Origin of the sequence: Arcicella sp. LKC2W (assembly GCF_034931005.1) — a bacterium.
In the GTDB taxonomy this organism is placed as follows: domain Bacteria; phylum Bacteroidota; class Bacteroidia; order Cytophagales; family Spirosomataceae; genus Arcicella.
Map to the genome: position 1 here is coordinate 33597 of NZ_JAYGIN010000027.1, position 12617 is coordinate 46213.

General features: G+C 35.2%; 12 protein-coding genes. 9 read left to right on the top strand and 3 right to left on the bottom strand.

Translation table 11 applies throughout. The annotated features are described in order from the left end of the window. Nucleotides 1-17: 17 nt before the first annotated feature. The 5 genes from VB796_RS19870 (at nucleotide 18) to VB796_RS19890 (ending at nucleotide 5034) form a co-directional block, all read left to right on the top strand. A complete protein-coding gene (locus VB796_RS19870; RefSeq protein ID WP_323348337.1) occupies nucleotides 18-893 on the top strand; it encodes a TraB/GumN family protein in 876 nt (291 codons plus the stop codon). 129 nt (nucleotides 894-1022) lie between these two features. Beyond that, complete coding sequence (locus VB796_RS19875; protein ID WP_323348338.1) at nucleotides 1023-1859, top strand: MOSC domain-containing protein; 837 nt, start codon at nucleotides 1023-1025, stop codon at nucleotides 1857-1859. Beyond that, the gene (locus tag VB796_RS19880) at nucleotides 1852-2673 is read left to right on the top strand and encodes a hypothetical protein (RefSeq protein ID WP_323348339.1); all 822 of its coding nucleotides are present in this window, start codon (nucleotides 1852-1854) and stop codon (nucleotides 2671-2673) included. Before VB796_RS19875 ends, VB796_RS19880 begins: the two co-directional genes overlap by 8 nt. Nucleotides 2674-2701: 28 nt before the next feature. Then, nucleotides 2702-3952, top strand: a complete 1251-nt coding sequence (locus VB796_RS19885; protein WP_323348340.1) for an MFS transporter — start codon at nucleotides 2702-2704, stop codon at nucleotides 3950-3952. Between the two features lie 83 nt (nucleotides 3953-4035). Then, nucleotides 4036-5034 (top strand): NADP-dependent oxidoreductase, encoded by a 999-nt coding sequence (locus VB796_RS19890; RefSeq protein ID WP_323348341.1) that lies wholly within the window; start codon nucleotides 4036-4038, stop codon nucleotides 5032-5034. 58 nt (nucleotides 5035-5092) lie between these two features. Here the strand turns inward: VB796_RS19890 and VB796_RS19895 are convergent, their stop codons facing one another. After that, nucleotides 5093-6433 (bottom strand): thioredoxin family protein, encoded by a 1341-nt coding sequence (locus tag VB796_RS19895; protein ID WP_323348342.1) that lies wholly within the window; start codon nucleotides 6431-6433, stop codon nucleotides 5093-5095. A 169-nt stretch (nucleotides 6434-6602) separates the two neighbouring features. After that, entirely contained in the window at nucleotides 6603-7826 is a 1224-nt protein-coding gene (locus VB796_RS19900) for a thioredoxin family protein (protein ID WP_323348343.1), read from the bottom strand. A 32-nt stretch (nucleotides 7827-7858) separates the two neighbouring features. Between VB796_RS19900 and VB796_RS19905 the strand changes: the two genes are divergently transcribed. Then, complete coding sequence (locus tag VB796_RS19905) at nucleotides 7859-8266, top strand: DUF1801 domain-containing protein (protein WP_323348344.1); 408 nt, start codon at nucleotides 7859-7861, stop codon at nucleotides 8264-8266. Nucleotides 8267-8321: 55 nt separating this feature from the next. Here VB796_RS19905 and VB796_RS19910 read toward each other — a convergent pair whose 3' ends face one another. Next, on the bottom strand, nucleotides 8322-8885 hold the full coding sequence (locus VB796_RS19910; protein WP_323348345.1) for a hypothetical protein: 564 nt from the start codon (nucleotides 8883-8885) through the stop codon (nucleotides 8322-8324). A gap of 260 nt (nucleotides 8886-9145) precedes the next feature. On the opposite strand from VB796_RS19910, the gene VB796_RS19915 reads away from it, so the two are divergent. The 3 genes from VB796_RS19915 to VB796_RS19925 all read left to right on the top strand — a co-directional run bounded on the left by VB796_RS19915 (nucleotide 9146) and on the right by VB796_RS19925 (nucleotide 12615). Further along, the gene (locus VB796_RS19915) at nucleotides 9146-11884 is read left to right on the top strand and encodes a 2-oxoglutarate dehydrogenase E1 component (protein WP_323348346.1); all 2739 of its coding nucleotides are present in this window, start codon (nucleotides 9146-9148) and stop codon (nucleotides 11882-11884) included. A gap of 90 nt (nucleotides 11885-11974) precedes the next feature. Beyond that, a complete protein-coding gene (locus VB796_RS19920) occupies nucleotides 11975-12178 on the top strand; it encodes a hypothetical protein (protein ID WP_323348347.1) in 204 nt (67 codons plus the stop codon). Then, complete coding sequence (locus tag VB796_RS19925; RefSeq protein ID WP_323348348.1) at nucleotides 12175-12615, top strand: PIN domain-containing protein; 441 nt, start codon at nucleotides 12175-12177, stop codon at nucleotides 12613-12615. The genes VB796_RS19920 and VB796_RS19925 overlap by 4 nt, the downstream gene beginning before the upstream one ends. Nucleotides 12616-12617: the final 2 nt, after the last annotated feature.

Consider the following 12617-nt stretch of genomic DNA (forward strand, 5'->3'; position numbering starts at 1 on the left):
ATAAAATCCTTGCAAAAATGACCAATCCTATTAAATTTTTCATCATTTCGCTGATTTTCAGCTCCTTGTATTTTACCAAAATTTACGGACAGAAAGAAGACAAATCATTACTTTACGAAATTTCGGGGAATGGACTTGTACAACCTTCTTATCTATACGGTACAATTCACGCCATCTGCAAAAATGATTTTATCATGACAGAGGCAACTAAAAAGGCATTTTCGGAAAGTCAGCAGGTTTATCTTGAAATAGATATGGACGACCCGCAAATGATGACTGAAATGCAAAAGAATTTGATGATGACGGATGGCTCTACGTTAAAAACTTTGCTATCAGAAGCTGATTATCAAAAAGTTAGCACATTTTTCAAGGATTCTTTGAAAACAAATATTACGATGTTTGAACAGATGAAACCTTTTGTCTTGAGTTCTTTTACCATTCCAAAAATGTTGAATTGCCCGATGCAAGGTTACGAAGAGGTTTTTGTAAAAATGGCAAGTCAAGAACATAAAGAGGTTTTAGGATTGGAAACAGTACAAGAACAATTTGCGGCAATTGATAAAATGGGCATGAAAAAACAAGCTGAAGAAATGCTCGTACAATTAATCACGAATTGGAATGAAGGGAAAGCTGAATTGAAAAAGTTAATCTCGGATTATAAAAAACAAGACGTGGATTTGATGATGGAAGATATGGCTAATTCAAAGTTTTCGAGCGATGGATTTGAGAAAGATATTTTAGAAACTCGCAACCAAAATTGGATTAGCAGAATTGCAAAAATCACGAAAGAAAAACCTACTTTCTTTGCCGTTGGTGCTGGTCATTTAGGCGGTTCAAAAGGGGTAATTGCTCTCTTAAAAAAAGAAGGTTATACTGTAAAAGCAGTTAAATAAGTGGTTATGGAGAACTGGTTATTGGTTAATTGGTTAATTGGTTAATTGGTTTTCGTAAGATGTTCATCCTTTAAAGGCAGCTTATTCATTTTTACAAGGCTAAAACTTATTAGCTTTTCGCTTAGAACTATGTTAAAACTATCAGAAATATACATTTATCCCGTAAAATCTTTAGGAGGAATTGCTCTTTCAAAAGCTAACATAACTGACCGAGGACTTGAAAATGACCGCCGTTTTATGTTAGTTGATGTAAACGGACGTTTTTTGAGTCAGCGTGAATTCCCTATTTTGGCAATTTTTCAAACGCAAATCATAGACGATGGTTTAGTAATTACTCATCGTAAAACGGGTGAGAATTTAATCGTAAACCTTGGCAAACCACAAGCTTCAAAGGCTCTCAAAATAACTGTTTGGGATGATGAAGTTGGAGCTTTGGAAGTAAGTGATGAAGCTACACAATGGTTTACGGAGATATTAGGTTCGCCTACTCGTCTTGTATATATGCCTGAAGAAAGCCATAGAAAAACAGATGCTAATTATTCCTTAAAAGGCATCGAAATTACTTCATTTTCAGACGGTTATCCAATTTTAATTGCGGGACAAGAATCGCTTAATGATTTGAATAATCGCTTAGTATCGAAGGTCAATATCAACCGTTTTAGACCTAATTTGGTCTTTACGGGCGGAGAGGCATTTGAAGAAGACGCTTGGCACGAATTTACCATTGGTGGAGTGCGTTTCTTTGGCGTAAAACCTTGTGCAAGATGTATAATGACGACGATTGACCAAGCCACTGGCGAAAAGGTGGGGAAAGAACCACTTTTGACTTTAAATAAATTTAGAAAAGCAGGAAATAAAATTTTATTCGGGCAAAATGTATTGATAAGTCAGTTGGGAGCAATAGCCGTTGGAGATTCAATAGAAGTGAAAAGTCGTCAGAAATTAGCCAAATTTGAAATTGCTTAAATTACTTAAAATAGCCCATTTGCTAAGTTTGGATGTAGTTTTCGGGGCAATGGTTTGTAATATCATGTTCTGGAAACTATCTCTTTCCAATGCTCAAATTCCGATTTCAATTATTTTGATTTTGGGATTTTCGGTTTGGATTATCTACATTTTAGATAGGTTATTAGATAATCAAAAGCCAAGTCAAGTTGAAACAGAAAGGCATTTTTTTCATCAAAAACACCGTAAAGTTTTAACAATCTGCCTATTTATTTCGATTGTCTTTTGTGCGATTTTGTTATTTTATCTTCCTTATAACATTCTCATTTTAGGCATATTAACAACAGCTATAACAACTATTTACCTTTATCTTACCAATCGATTTTCTGCTGAAAACCATTTCCAACATTATAAAGAACCCATTACCGCAACCGTATATACAATGGGCGTATTTAGTACAACAGTTTTAAATGATTTCTCTATGCCAAGTTTGTTTGTAGGCATACTTTTTTTACTCATCACATTCCAGAACCTTCTTCTTTTTTCTCTTTCAGAATTAAAAAAAAATCCCGAATGCCATAATCTTGCCAGTTATTGGGGAACTAAAAATTCCCATAAAATTATTATCCTTATAAGTGTTGTAGTGATGTCAATTGGCTTTTATTGGATGAAGACCAATGGTCTGGCATATTTTAGCAAAGTATTTTTTATTGAAATACTTATGAGTTTTATTCTTTTGATAATCAGTTTATTCAACAATATTTTTCTCACAAATGACCGCTACCGTTGGGTAGGAGACGGCATTTTTTTATTACCTTTATTTATTATTTTTTGAAAAATTAGCATATCCAATCATTCAACAAATGAATCAAGCCGAAAACAAACAGTCCCCATATATTGCCCTCAAATACCCTCAATTTGTTGCTTTTATTTTTGCCAATAGCTTTGTAACGATGGCTTTGTTAATCCAAGAAGTTGTTTTGGGATACGCCATTTATAAAATTACGCACGACCCTCTTGCTTTAGGTTTAGTTGGTTTGGCAGAAGCATTGCCTTACATTTCGTTAGCTCTTTTTGGTGGACACTTAGCCGACCGTCGCAATAAAAAAACACTTATGCAAGCCAGTCTTGCCTTTATAATTGTAGGCTCTTTGGTATTAATTTGGGCAACGTCCCCCAATTCTGGACTTTCTCAAACGCAATTATTGACCGTTGTTTATGGCGTAATCATGTTAATTGGTTTTGCCAGAGGCTTTTATAGTCCCGCATCTTCATCACTCAATCCCTTTTTAATTCCGAAAGAGGTTTTTGCTAATGCAGCCACTTGGCAAAGTTCTTTCTGGCAAGCAGGGGCAATTTTAGGCCCTGGATTAGCAGGTTTTTTATACGCTTATTTGGGTTTAACCAATACACTTTGGGTAGTTGTAGGTCTTTTTGGCGTAGTTATGTTATTAATTTCGACGATAACTTCTCCTCCTATTCCTGTACAAAATGAGCAGAAAGTCAATATTTTTTATTCTTTACGTGAAGGAATTGCTTACGTTTTCAAAACAAAAGTGATTTTATATTCTATTTCTTTAGATTTATTTTCGGTGCTTTTTGGTGGTGTAATTGCCTTATTACCAGTCTATTCCGAAGATATTTTGCACGTCGGAGCAGAAGGCTTAGGTATTCTACGAGCAGCACCATCTATTGGGGCGGTACTTACGATGTTGGTCATGGTTTATTTTCCACCATTAAATAATGCTTGGAGAAATCTCCTTTTAGCCATTGCAGGTTTTGGAATTGCCACTTTGGTTTTTGCTCTTTCTACTAACGTTTGGCTTTCGGCAGGTGCCTTATTTTTTACAGGAGCATTTGACAGTGTTAGTGTAATTATTCGCCAAACAGTTTTACGCTACTTTACGCCCGATGAAATGCGTGGAAGGGTTTCATCTGTAAATGGTATTTTTGTAAGTTCTTCCAACGAGTTAGGAGCTTTTGAATCTGGACTTGCTGCAAAATTATTAGGGACAGTTCCATCGGTAATTTTCGGTGGAGCAATGACCATGATTATCGTTACCATCGTATGGTTTCGTTCAAAAGAATTATTTAATTTGAAATTCGATAAGTAGGTATTTGTGATTGAGTGAATGTTTTTAAATCACTAAATCACCATTCACTCAATCACTAAATCTTCATTCACAACTCCAAAAACATGACTAATACACAAGTAAAATTGGCGGCTCGTCCCGTTGGAAATCCTAAAGACAGCGATTTGATTATCGAGGAATCAGCCATTCCAATAATTCAAGAAGGTGAAATTCTTATCAAAACCAAATATATTTCTCTCGACCCTGCCATGCGTGGTTGGATGAACGAAGGCAAATCGTACATCAAACCAATTCAAATTGGTGAGGTTTTCAGAGCAGGAACGGCAGGACAAATCATTGAATCGAATAACCCAGATTTTACTGTTGGACAATACGTTACGGGCGGTTGGGGCGTACAAGAATATGCCGTTTCAACGGGCAAAGATTTGGTAAAAGTTGATACAAATATTGCTCCTCTCACCACCTATTTATCAACTTTAGGAATGCCAGGAATGACCGCATATTTTGGCTTTTTAGATACTGGAATGCCTAAAGAAGGTGAAACGGTAGTCGTTTCGGGTGCGTCGGGTGCGGTTGGAAGTGTGGTTGGACAAATTGCAAAAATCAAAGGTTGTAAAGTTGTTGGTATTGCAGGTGACCAAGAAAAATGTGATTATTGTGTCAATGAATTAGGTTTCGATGCCTGTATCAATTACAAAACTGAAGACGTAAGAAAAGCCCTTAAAACAGCTTGTCCAGAAGGAATTGACATTTATTTTGATAATGTTGGCGGTGAAATTTTGGATATTGTTTTGGGACAAATCAGAATGAAAGCCCGCATTGTTATTTGTGGAGCAATTTCTCAATACAATAATACTGAACCCGTAAAAGGCCCTTCAAATTATCTTGCTTTATTGGTAAATCGTGCCAAAATGGAAGGTATTGTGGTTTTTGATAATGCCGCTAATTACGGAAAAGCAGCTCGTGAAATGGCAGGTTGGATTCACGAAGGGAAATTGCAATCGAAAGTACATATCGAAAAAGGAATTCGTAATTTTTTACCAACAATGATGATGCTATTCTCAGGGGAAAATTTTGGAAAACTAATTTTAGAAGTTGAATAGGACATAAATAAAATACCCCGAAGATTTTAAAACCTTCGGGGTATTTTTATGCTATTAGTTACCTCATTTTTTCCAAAGCTGCGGTAAATTTTTGTGTGTCTAATTTCTCTCGCAGAGCCACATCATAAGCTTTTTGTTCAATATCCAAAGCCATTTGCTTATCACCAAGTTTCAACATCAATTGTGCGTAAGAATGATAACTATCGGGTGTTTCCACCAATTCTAACGAACGTTTTGCCCATTCAATGGCTTTTTTCAATTTAACTTTATCATCAACTTGGTCATAAAACGCTTTCACAACTTCGTTCAATTCATTTGCTGTCAAACGAGCCATCGTGTATTTGGCATTCTTTTTCAAATTTTGATAAAGTGCCGCTCCTGCTCCAACCGAATCACGAATACCTAACTTATAATTCTGCATAATTTTTTCATATTCCCACAAATCTTGCTTACGAATACTTTCAACTTGTACAAACATTACATATTGGTCAAGATATTGTTCTGCCGCTTCCGAGAATTTATTAACGTCTTTCATCGCTAAATAAAATGCCAATTTATTTTTGTCGTTCACACGGTCAGCAGTGTTGGGCAATGCTTTCAAATTGGCAGCTAATGCTTTATCAAACATCACCTGATTCTTCGTTTTCAAAGCAACATCAAATACTTCATTGATACTTTGAGAAAACGCTCTATTAACTTTTTCAACGCCACCTTCAAATAAACTTTCCGCTTTTTCACGGAATTTCAATAATAAATCAAACGCTTTTCCGTCAATTTTAAAGCCATTGTTGACAATGATACGAAGCGTTTTATCTGACGAATATTGAATTGGGGTTAACGATTTCACATATTCTTCAACCAAATTCGTATTATCAATCGTGTATAAAGAGTTGACAGAAATAAACTCACTCAAAAATTCAGAGTCTCTACGTCCTTCATTGTACAATTTTTCCAATGCCCAACGAGGTTTTGCGTTCGCCTGATTATTCAAGACCATATCAGCCTCTTTTAATAAATCAGGAGCTCTCAAAAGACCTTCTTGTTTGTACATTAAATTTTCGGTAGCATCTACAAATAGACAGGTTGGATAAGATGTAACATTGTAGCGTTTTGCTAAATTGATACCAAAGCCTTTTTCAGCATCAACTTTATAGTTGATAAATCTGGCATTAAATTTGTCGCCAACCGATGACTCTGTAAAAGTCTTTTTATCCATTTCTTTACAGGGTCCGCACCACGTTGTGTAGATGTCCACGAAGATTAATTTCTTCTGGGCTTTAGCTTGCATCAAAACGTTTTGCCAATCATCTTGCCGAAAAATAATCCCCTGCGAAAAGGTCTGAGTTGTAGCCAACAAACTGACCGTCAGACAGATTAGTAACAGGTAAAATCTTTTCATTTTTTCTTAATGGGTTTGAAAAATTCATTAGGGCGATGTTTTTTTGGCGGATTAAACATTCTTTATTCAAACAAAATATAGTACAAATAATATACCAAAATTAATTTGAATTTTATTCTATTTGTAAAATTAAAAGTGTTTTCTTTTTGTAAAATTAAATATTTAAACGTTAACGTTTCATATTCGTAAGTTCATTATTCAATAAATTAAGGTAATCGTTGTTGGCATTTTCTTTCTTGGCTAATTCCAAAGCTCTGTCCATCAGCCGAATAGCTTCCATTTTACTGCCTAAAGTAAACAAAAGTCTCGAATAAATTTCGCTATTACTTGATTTTTCTTCAATTTCTAACGATTTCCTTATCCAAACAACTGCTTTTTCTAATTTTTCACGCTCTTTAAAACGCTCTACTACAAATTTGGCAGCTTTCCTTAGCTTCAGATTATATACGTCGCTGAGTTCTGGAAGGTTTTTAAAACTGGTGATATTTTTCTTTAAAATATAAGTTTCCATGAAAAAATCTGCCGTTATGAAAAACTTTTCTGGTTGATTGGTCAGCATAAAATAATTCATTTTTGCTTCTGTATTCCATTCGTTTGCCTCCGCAAAAGTCTTGCTCAGTCGCCCATTGGCTGTCAAGACTTCATTGAGCATTTTTTCGTTTTTTTGATTAACCGCTTTATTCAGATTTTGAGAAATTATTCCTTTGATTTTTCGCTCAAAAATCAACTCATTTTTCCGAGTCATCAAATATTCAAAAGTTCGTCCACGAAGTAAAGACGCATTTTCTAAAATAAGTTTCTCTGTCTTTTCAGATTTTAATTGTTCAGCCGTAATTTTTGTCAAATATTCATCTAATAATAAGCCGTTATCTAATTTTTGGAAAGCTCTCGCTTTAATATATTCATACAAAAAAGGGGCATCTCGTTTTCCTTTTGAGTAGGCTTGTTCCAAATCATCATCTGAACCACTGATTTTCCCTCTTTCTTTTACTTGTTCGGCTGATTCCAATAATCTTTCTGTCGGACGAAAACCTTCTAATTTCATCACCACATTCCAATCGCCATCAATAAACATACTGGTTGGGTAACTATCCAACTCGAAATAATCTACTAAATCTCTTCCTTCGCCTTTTTCTCCGTCAATTTTGTAATTAATAAAATTTTCGTTGAATAATTTTCCTACTGTCGGATTGGTAAAAACCTCTGCATCCATTTGCTTGCAAGGGCTGCACCAAGTGGTATAAATGTCAATATAAATTAGTTTTTTTTGAGCTTTAGCTTTATCCAAAATACTCTCAAAACTGCCAGTTTGCCACTGTATTCCCTGAGCAACTAAATCATTGGTGATGATTGAGATAGGAATTAAGAAAAAATATATAATTTGCTTATTCATTATTTTGTGTTCAATAAACCTCTAATAGTAAAATGCCAAAATATCTTGACATCGACGATTTTATCCAAAGCAAAGATATGTCTCTACGACCGCTGCTCTTACAACTACGAAAAGTCATCATGCTCGCCCATCCCAATATCCGAGAGCAGGTTTCTTGGAATACTCCTTTTTTCTATTGTTTCGACCACCTTTGCTATTTGAATGTCATCAAAAAAACGAATGTTGTTGAAATATGTTTTGCAAAAGGTTTTCACCTAAGCAATGAATCTGGATTATTGGATGCCAAGAAACGGAAATTGGTAAAAGGGATTAGTTTCAAAGATTTACAAGATTATAAAGAAAAAGAAGAAGGCTTTTTAGAAACCTTACAAGAAGCTATTTTATTTAACGAAATGAATCCTAATGTTAAGTTTTATAATATGGTGATGAAGAAGAGGTAGAACAGGTTTTCAACCTGTTTGTATGCTAATTGACAGGTTGGAAACCTATCCTACTTTAACGATATTTTTTCTCATTCTGATACACCGCCTTAATATTATCCCTCGCATCAAATTCAAACATAAAAACCATTGCTTTCTTGCCCCAAGTATTCCCTGCTTGATTGTTACAAAAATAACGGAGTTCTACCATCACACAATTTTTATATAAATCCGAAAACATGATGGCATAACCAAGCTCAGGTTCACGGGCTTTATTATACATTATACTTTGGTTAAATGGGATTGGCTTTATTTTGGAAATCTCTCTAAATACCGAATCAGAGGCAAGTGTTATTAGCCGACCTTCCTTCATATTAATTTGTGAACACGATATTCCCTCTTTTTTATACTTCTTTTGGATAAAACTACACATCACATTATTAATATCGAAGGCAATTTGCTGAGGCGAAACCACTATCTTTTGAGATTTAGATATTTTTGAACATTCAGCAAGTAAAGTATCTTTTTGTGCATAAAGATTTACGAATTCAAACGCTTTTGTCAATTGAGTATCGCCTTCTTTGGGTGAAATTATTGCTGATACCATGAAAAAATATAAATAAAGAAGTAAGCTATTCATTTTGTAGTGCTTTAAGAGGAAATGATGAATAAATCAGGAAAACAAAAAAAACAAGTAAGGAACTATGTTTATTTTGCATTTTACCAAGAAATTAAATCTTTTTAAAATGATACTTTTCCTACTTTATAAATTTGAAGAACTTATAGTAAAAAACAAATAAAATATATGCTTTATTTTAAAAGCATAGCTTAACTTTGCCTTTAGTAAAACATTCTTGAAAATAAAACGTAAAATCAACTAAGATTAACGTAAAAATTATAATGGATCAATTTTCATACATTGCTAACGCCGATACCGCAGCGATTTCTGACCTTTATGAATCGTACCTGCAAGACCCCAATTCGGTAGATATCAGTTGGCAAAACTTCTTTAAAGGGTTTGATTTTCATGCTGCATGGAGTGGCTCATCTAACGGGCAAACTAATGTTGCATCTGCACCTGCTGATTCTTCGATGATTCAGAAAGAGATGGCAGTTATTAGTCTTATCAAAGCGTTCCGTTCTCGTGGACACTTGATGGCTAAAACCAACCCTATCCGTGAACGTAAAAACCGTCAGCCACGCTTAGATTTGAAAGACTATGCTCTTTCAGACGCAGATTTAGATACTAAATTCCAAGCAGGAAATTTCTTGGGAATTGGTGCTGTTTCATTACGTACAATCCTCGAATCTCTTAACAAGATTTATGCGGGTTCAGTAGGTTTTGAATATGCCTACATCCGTGAGCCAGAAGTAAAAGAATGGTTACGGGCAAAAATCGAAAAAGAAGCATTGGCTTTTAATCCTTCGATTGATGAGAAAAAGCAGATTTTAGAAAAACTCAACGAAGCTGTCGTTTTCGAAAACTTCTTGGGTACTAAATACTTAGGTCAAAAAAGATTTGGTTTGGAAGGTGGCGAAAGTACCATTCCTGCTCTTGATGCTATTATCAACCGTTCGGCTGAGTTAGGCGTTCAAGAAGCCATGATTGGTATGGCTCACCGTGGACGTTTGAACGTTCTTGCCAACATCATGCACAAATCTTACGACGCTATTTTTGATGGTTTTGAAGGAAATCTTCCTGACCAAATTCATGGCGATGGTGACGTAAAATATCACTTGGGTTATTCTTCAAAACATATCACTCCTTCGGGCGTTGAGATTTCATTGAAGTTAGCACCAAATCCATCTCACCTTGAAGCAGTAAATCCTTTAGTAGAAGGTTTTTGTAGAGCAAGAGCCGATGTTCACTACGAAGGAGATTACGACAGAATTCTTCCGATTTTAATTCACGGAGATGCTGCCGTAGCTGGGCAAGGTATTGTGTATGAAGTTACGCAAATGGCTAAATTGAAAGGTTATGAAGTAGGTGGAACTATTCACTTTGTCATCAATAACCAAGTAGGTTTTACCACTGACTTTGAAGATGCTCGTTCATCTATCTATTGTACAGACGTTGCGAAAATTATTGATGCTCCAGTTTTCCACGTAAATGGTGACGACCCAGAAGCAGTGGTTTTTGTTTCTAAAATGGCAGCAGAATTCCGTCAGCAGTTCAATCGTGATGTATTTATTGATATGGTTTGTTACCGTAGAAATGGTCACAATGAGTCTGACGAACCACGTTTTACTCAGCCTACTTTGTACGCAAACATCACTAATCACCTAAATCCAAGAGAGTTATACAACCAAAAATTGATTGCTCGTGGTGATATTGATGCCAAATTAGCGGCTGAAATGGACACTGAATTTAAGGCAGAGTTACAAGCTCGTTTAGATTTAATCAAGCAAAAAATTCGTCCAGAATATCATCCATTAAAATTGGATAACCGTTGGGCAGAATTACGTTATGCAGAATCTGTTGATTTTGAAAACTCACCCAAAACAGGTATTTCAAAAGAAACGATTGATAAAATTGCGGCTTCTCTTTCTAAATTACCAGAAGGATTCACGGCGTTGAAACAAATCGAAAAAGTTCTTTCGGATAGAAAAGCATATTTTGACAATGGAGCATTGAACTGGGCAACTGCTGAGGCATTAGCTTACGGTTCATTATTAGTAGAAGGAAAATCAGTTCGTGTTTCGGGTCAAGATGTACAAAGAGGTACATTCTCGCACCGTCACGCAGTATTGCATGATGCCAACACGAATGAGTCTTATATTTCATTAAATCATATTCAACCAGACCAAGAATTCTTACAGATTTATAACTCGTTATTATCTGAATATGCGGTACTTGGTTTTGAGTTTGGTTACGCTTTAGCTCATCCAGATGCTTTAGTTATTTGGGAAGCACAATTTGGAGATTTCGCAAACGGTGCTCAAACGATGATTGACCAATTTATTTCTTCGCAAGAATCTAAGTGGGGAACTATGAATGGTTTAGTAATGCAATTGCCACACGGATACGAAGGACAAGGGCCAGAACACTCAAATGCTCGTCCAGAAAGATTCTTACAATTGGCAGCGGAAGAGAATATCATGGTAACAAACTTGACAACTCCTGCGAATATTTTCCACGCATTACGTCGTCAATTAGCTTGGAATTTCCGTAAGCCATTGGTTACAATGTCACCAAAATCTTTATTCCGTCATCCAAAAGTAATGTCTCCAATCTCTGAATTCATTGATGGTTCATTCCAAGAGGTTTACGGAGACAATTTCGTTGATGCGAAGAAAGTGAAAAAAGTATTACTTTGTACAGGAAAGGTTTATTTTGATTTGTTGGAAAGACAAGAAAAAGAAAACCGTACCGATGTAGCCATTGTACGTGTAGAACAATTACACCCATTCCCAGCTACGAAAGTACAAGCTGAACTTGACAAATATCCAAAAGCAAAAGTTTTATGGGTACAAGAAGAGCCAGAAAACATGGGATATTGGTCATTTGTTATTCGTGAATTTGGATGGAAACCATTTGATAGTTTGGTAGCTCGTAAAAAATCAGCTTCTCCTGCAACAGGTTTCTTAAAAGTTCATAATATCGAACAAGCAGAATTAGTTGATAGAGCTTTTGCTTAGTATAGCGAGCAGAAAGCGATATGTGAAAGACAAATATAAACGTCTGATTTTAAAATCTCTTTTTGCTCACTATATTTAATATTAAAAATCATGTCAATAGAACGTATCAATAATGAATTCTTAATCAAAATACCTTCATCTGTCGATATCGGTATTTTACAGCAGTTTTTAGATTATGTTCGGGTAAAAACGATTGCTTCTCAAAGCACTGCATCAGACGAGGATATTTTGGGAATTGCAGATGATATAAACAAAAATTGGTGGATTGAGAACAAACAACATTTCATCAAATGAAAGTAGTTATTGATACAAGTGTAATTATGAGTGCTTTGATGAGTTCGAAAGGTAGAGTAGCAGATGTTTTGATGAATCCGATGAATGATTTTGAAAAATTCTCATGCTATTTTATGCAGGTGGAAATTTTTAAACACAAGCAACGAATTCTTAAATACTCGAAATTAGAAGAATCAGAATTATTAGAAATTGTTTATTTGACTTTAAAGAAACTAAGTTTAGTAAATGAAAACCAAATAAGTTCAGAGCATTGGCAGATTGCAGACAAATTGACGAAAGACGTTGACAGTAAAGACATTGCATTTGTAGCTTTATCACTCGAATTAAATGCTACACTTTGGACACTCGACAAAAAACTGCAAGAGCATCTTATTGAAAAAGGATTTACAAATGTGGTAAATACTTATGAATTAGAACAGTTATTTCATAGTAGATAATT

Excerpts from the sequence above, each read along its gene's own strand:
- VB796_RS19870 (WP_323348337.1), top strand. The coding sequence starts at position 18 with ATGACCAATCCTATTAAATTTTTCATCATTTCGCTGATTTTCAGCTCC.
- VB796_RS19875 (WP_323348338.1), top strand. The coding sequence starts at position 1,023 with ATGTTAAAACTATCAGAAATATACATTTATCCCGTAAAATCTTTAGGA.
- VB796_RS19885 (WP_323348340.1), top strand. The coding sequence starts at position 2,702 with ATGAATCAAGCCGAAAACAAACAGTCCCCATATATTGCCCTCAAATAC.
- VB796_RS19890 (WP_323348341.1), top strand. The coding sequence starts at position 4,036 with ATGACTAATACACAAGTAAAATTGGCGGCTCGTCCCGTTGGAAATCCT.
- VB796_RS19895 (WP_323348342.1), bottom strand. The coding sequence starts at position 6,433 with ATGAAAAGATTTTACCTGTTACTAATCTGTCTGACGGTCAGTTTGTTG.
- VB796_RS19900 (WP_323348343.1), bottom strand. The coding sequence starts at position 7,826 with ATGAATAAGCAAATTATATATTTTTTCTTAATTCCTATCTCAATCATC.
- VB796_RS19905 (WP_323348344.1), top strand. The coding sequence starts at position 7,859 with ATGCCAAAATATCTTGACATCGACGATTTTATCCAAAGCAAAGATATG.
- VB796_RS19910 (WP_323348345.1), bottom strand. The coding sequence starts at position 8,885 with ATGAATAGCTTACTTCTTTATTTATATTTTTTCATGGTATCAGCAATA.
- VB796_RS19915 (WP_323348346.1), top strand. The coding sequence starts at position 9,146 with ATGGATCAATTTTCATACATTGCTAACGCCGATACCGCAGCGATTTCT.
- VB796_RS19920 (WP_323348347.1), top strand. The coding sequence starts at position 11,975 with ATGTCAATAGAACGTATCAATAATGAATTCTTAATCAAAATACCTTCA.
- VB796_RS19925 (WP_323348348.1), top strand. The coding sequence starts at position 12,175 with ATGAAAGTAGTTATTGATACAAGTGTAATTATGAGTGCTTTGATGAGT.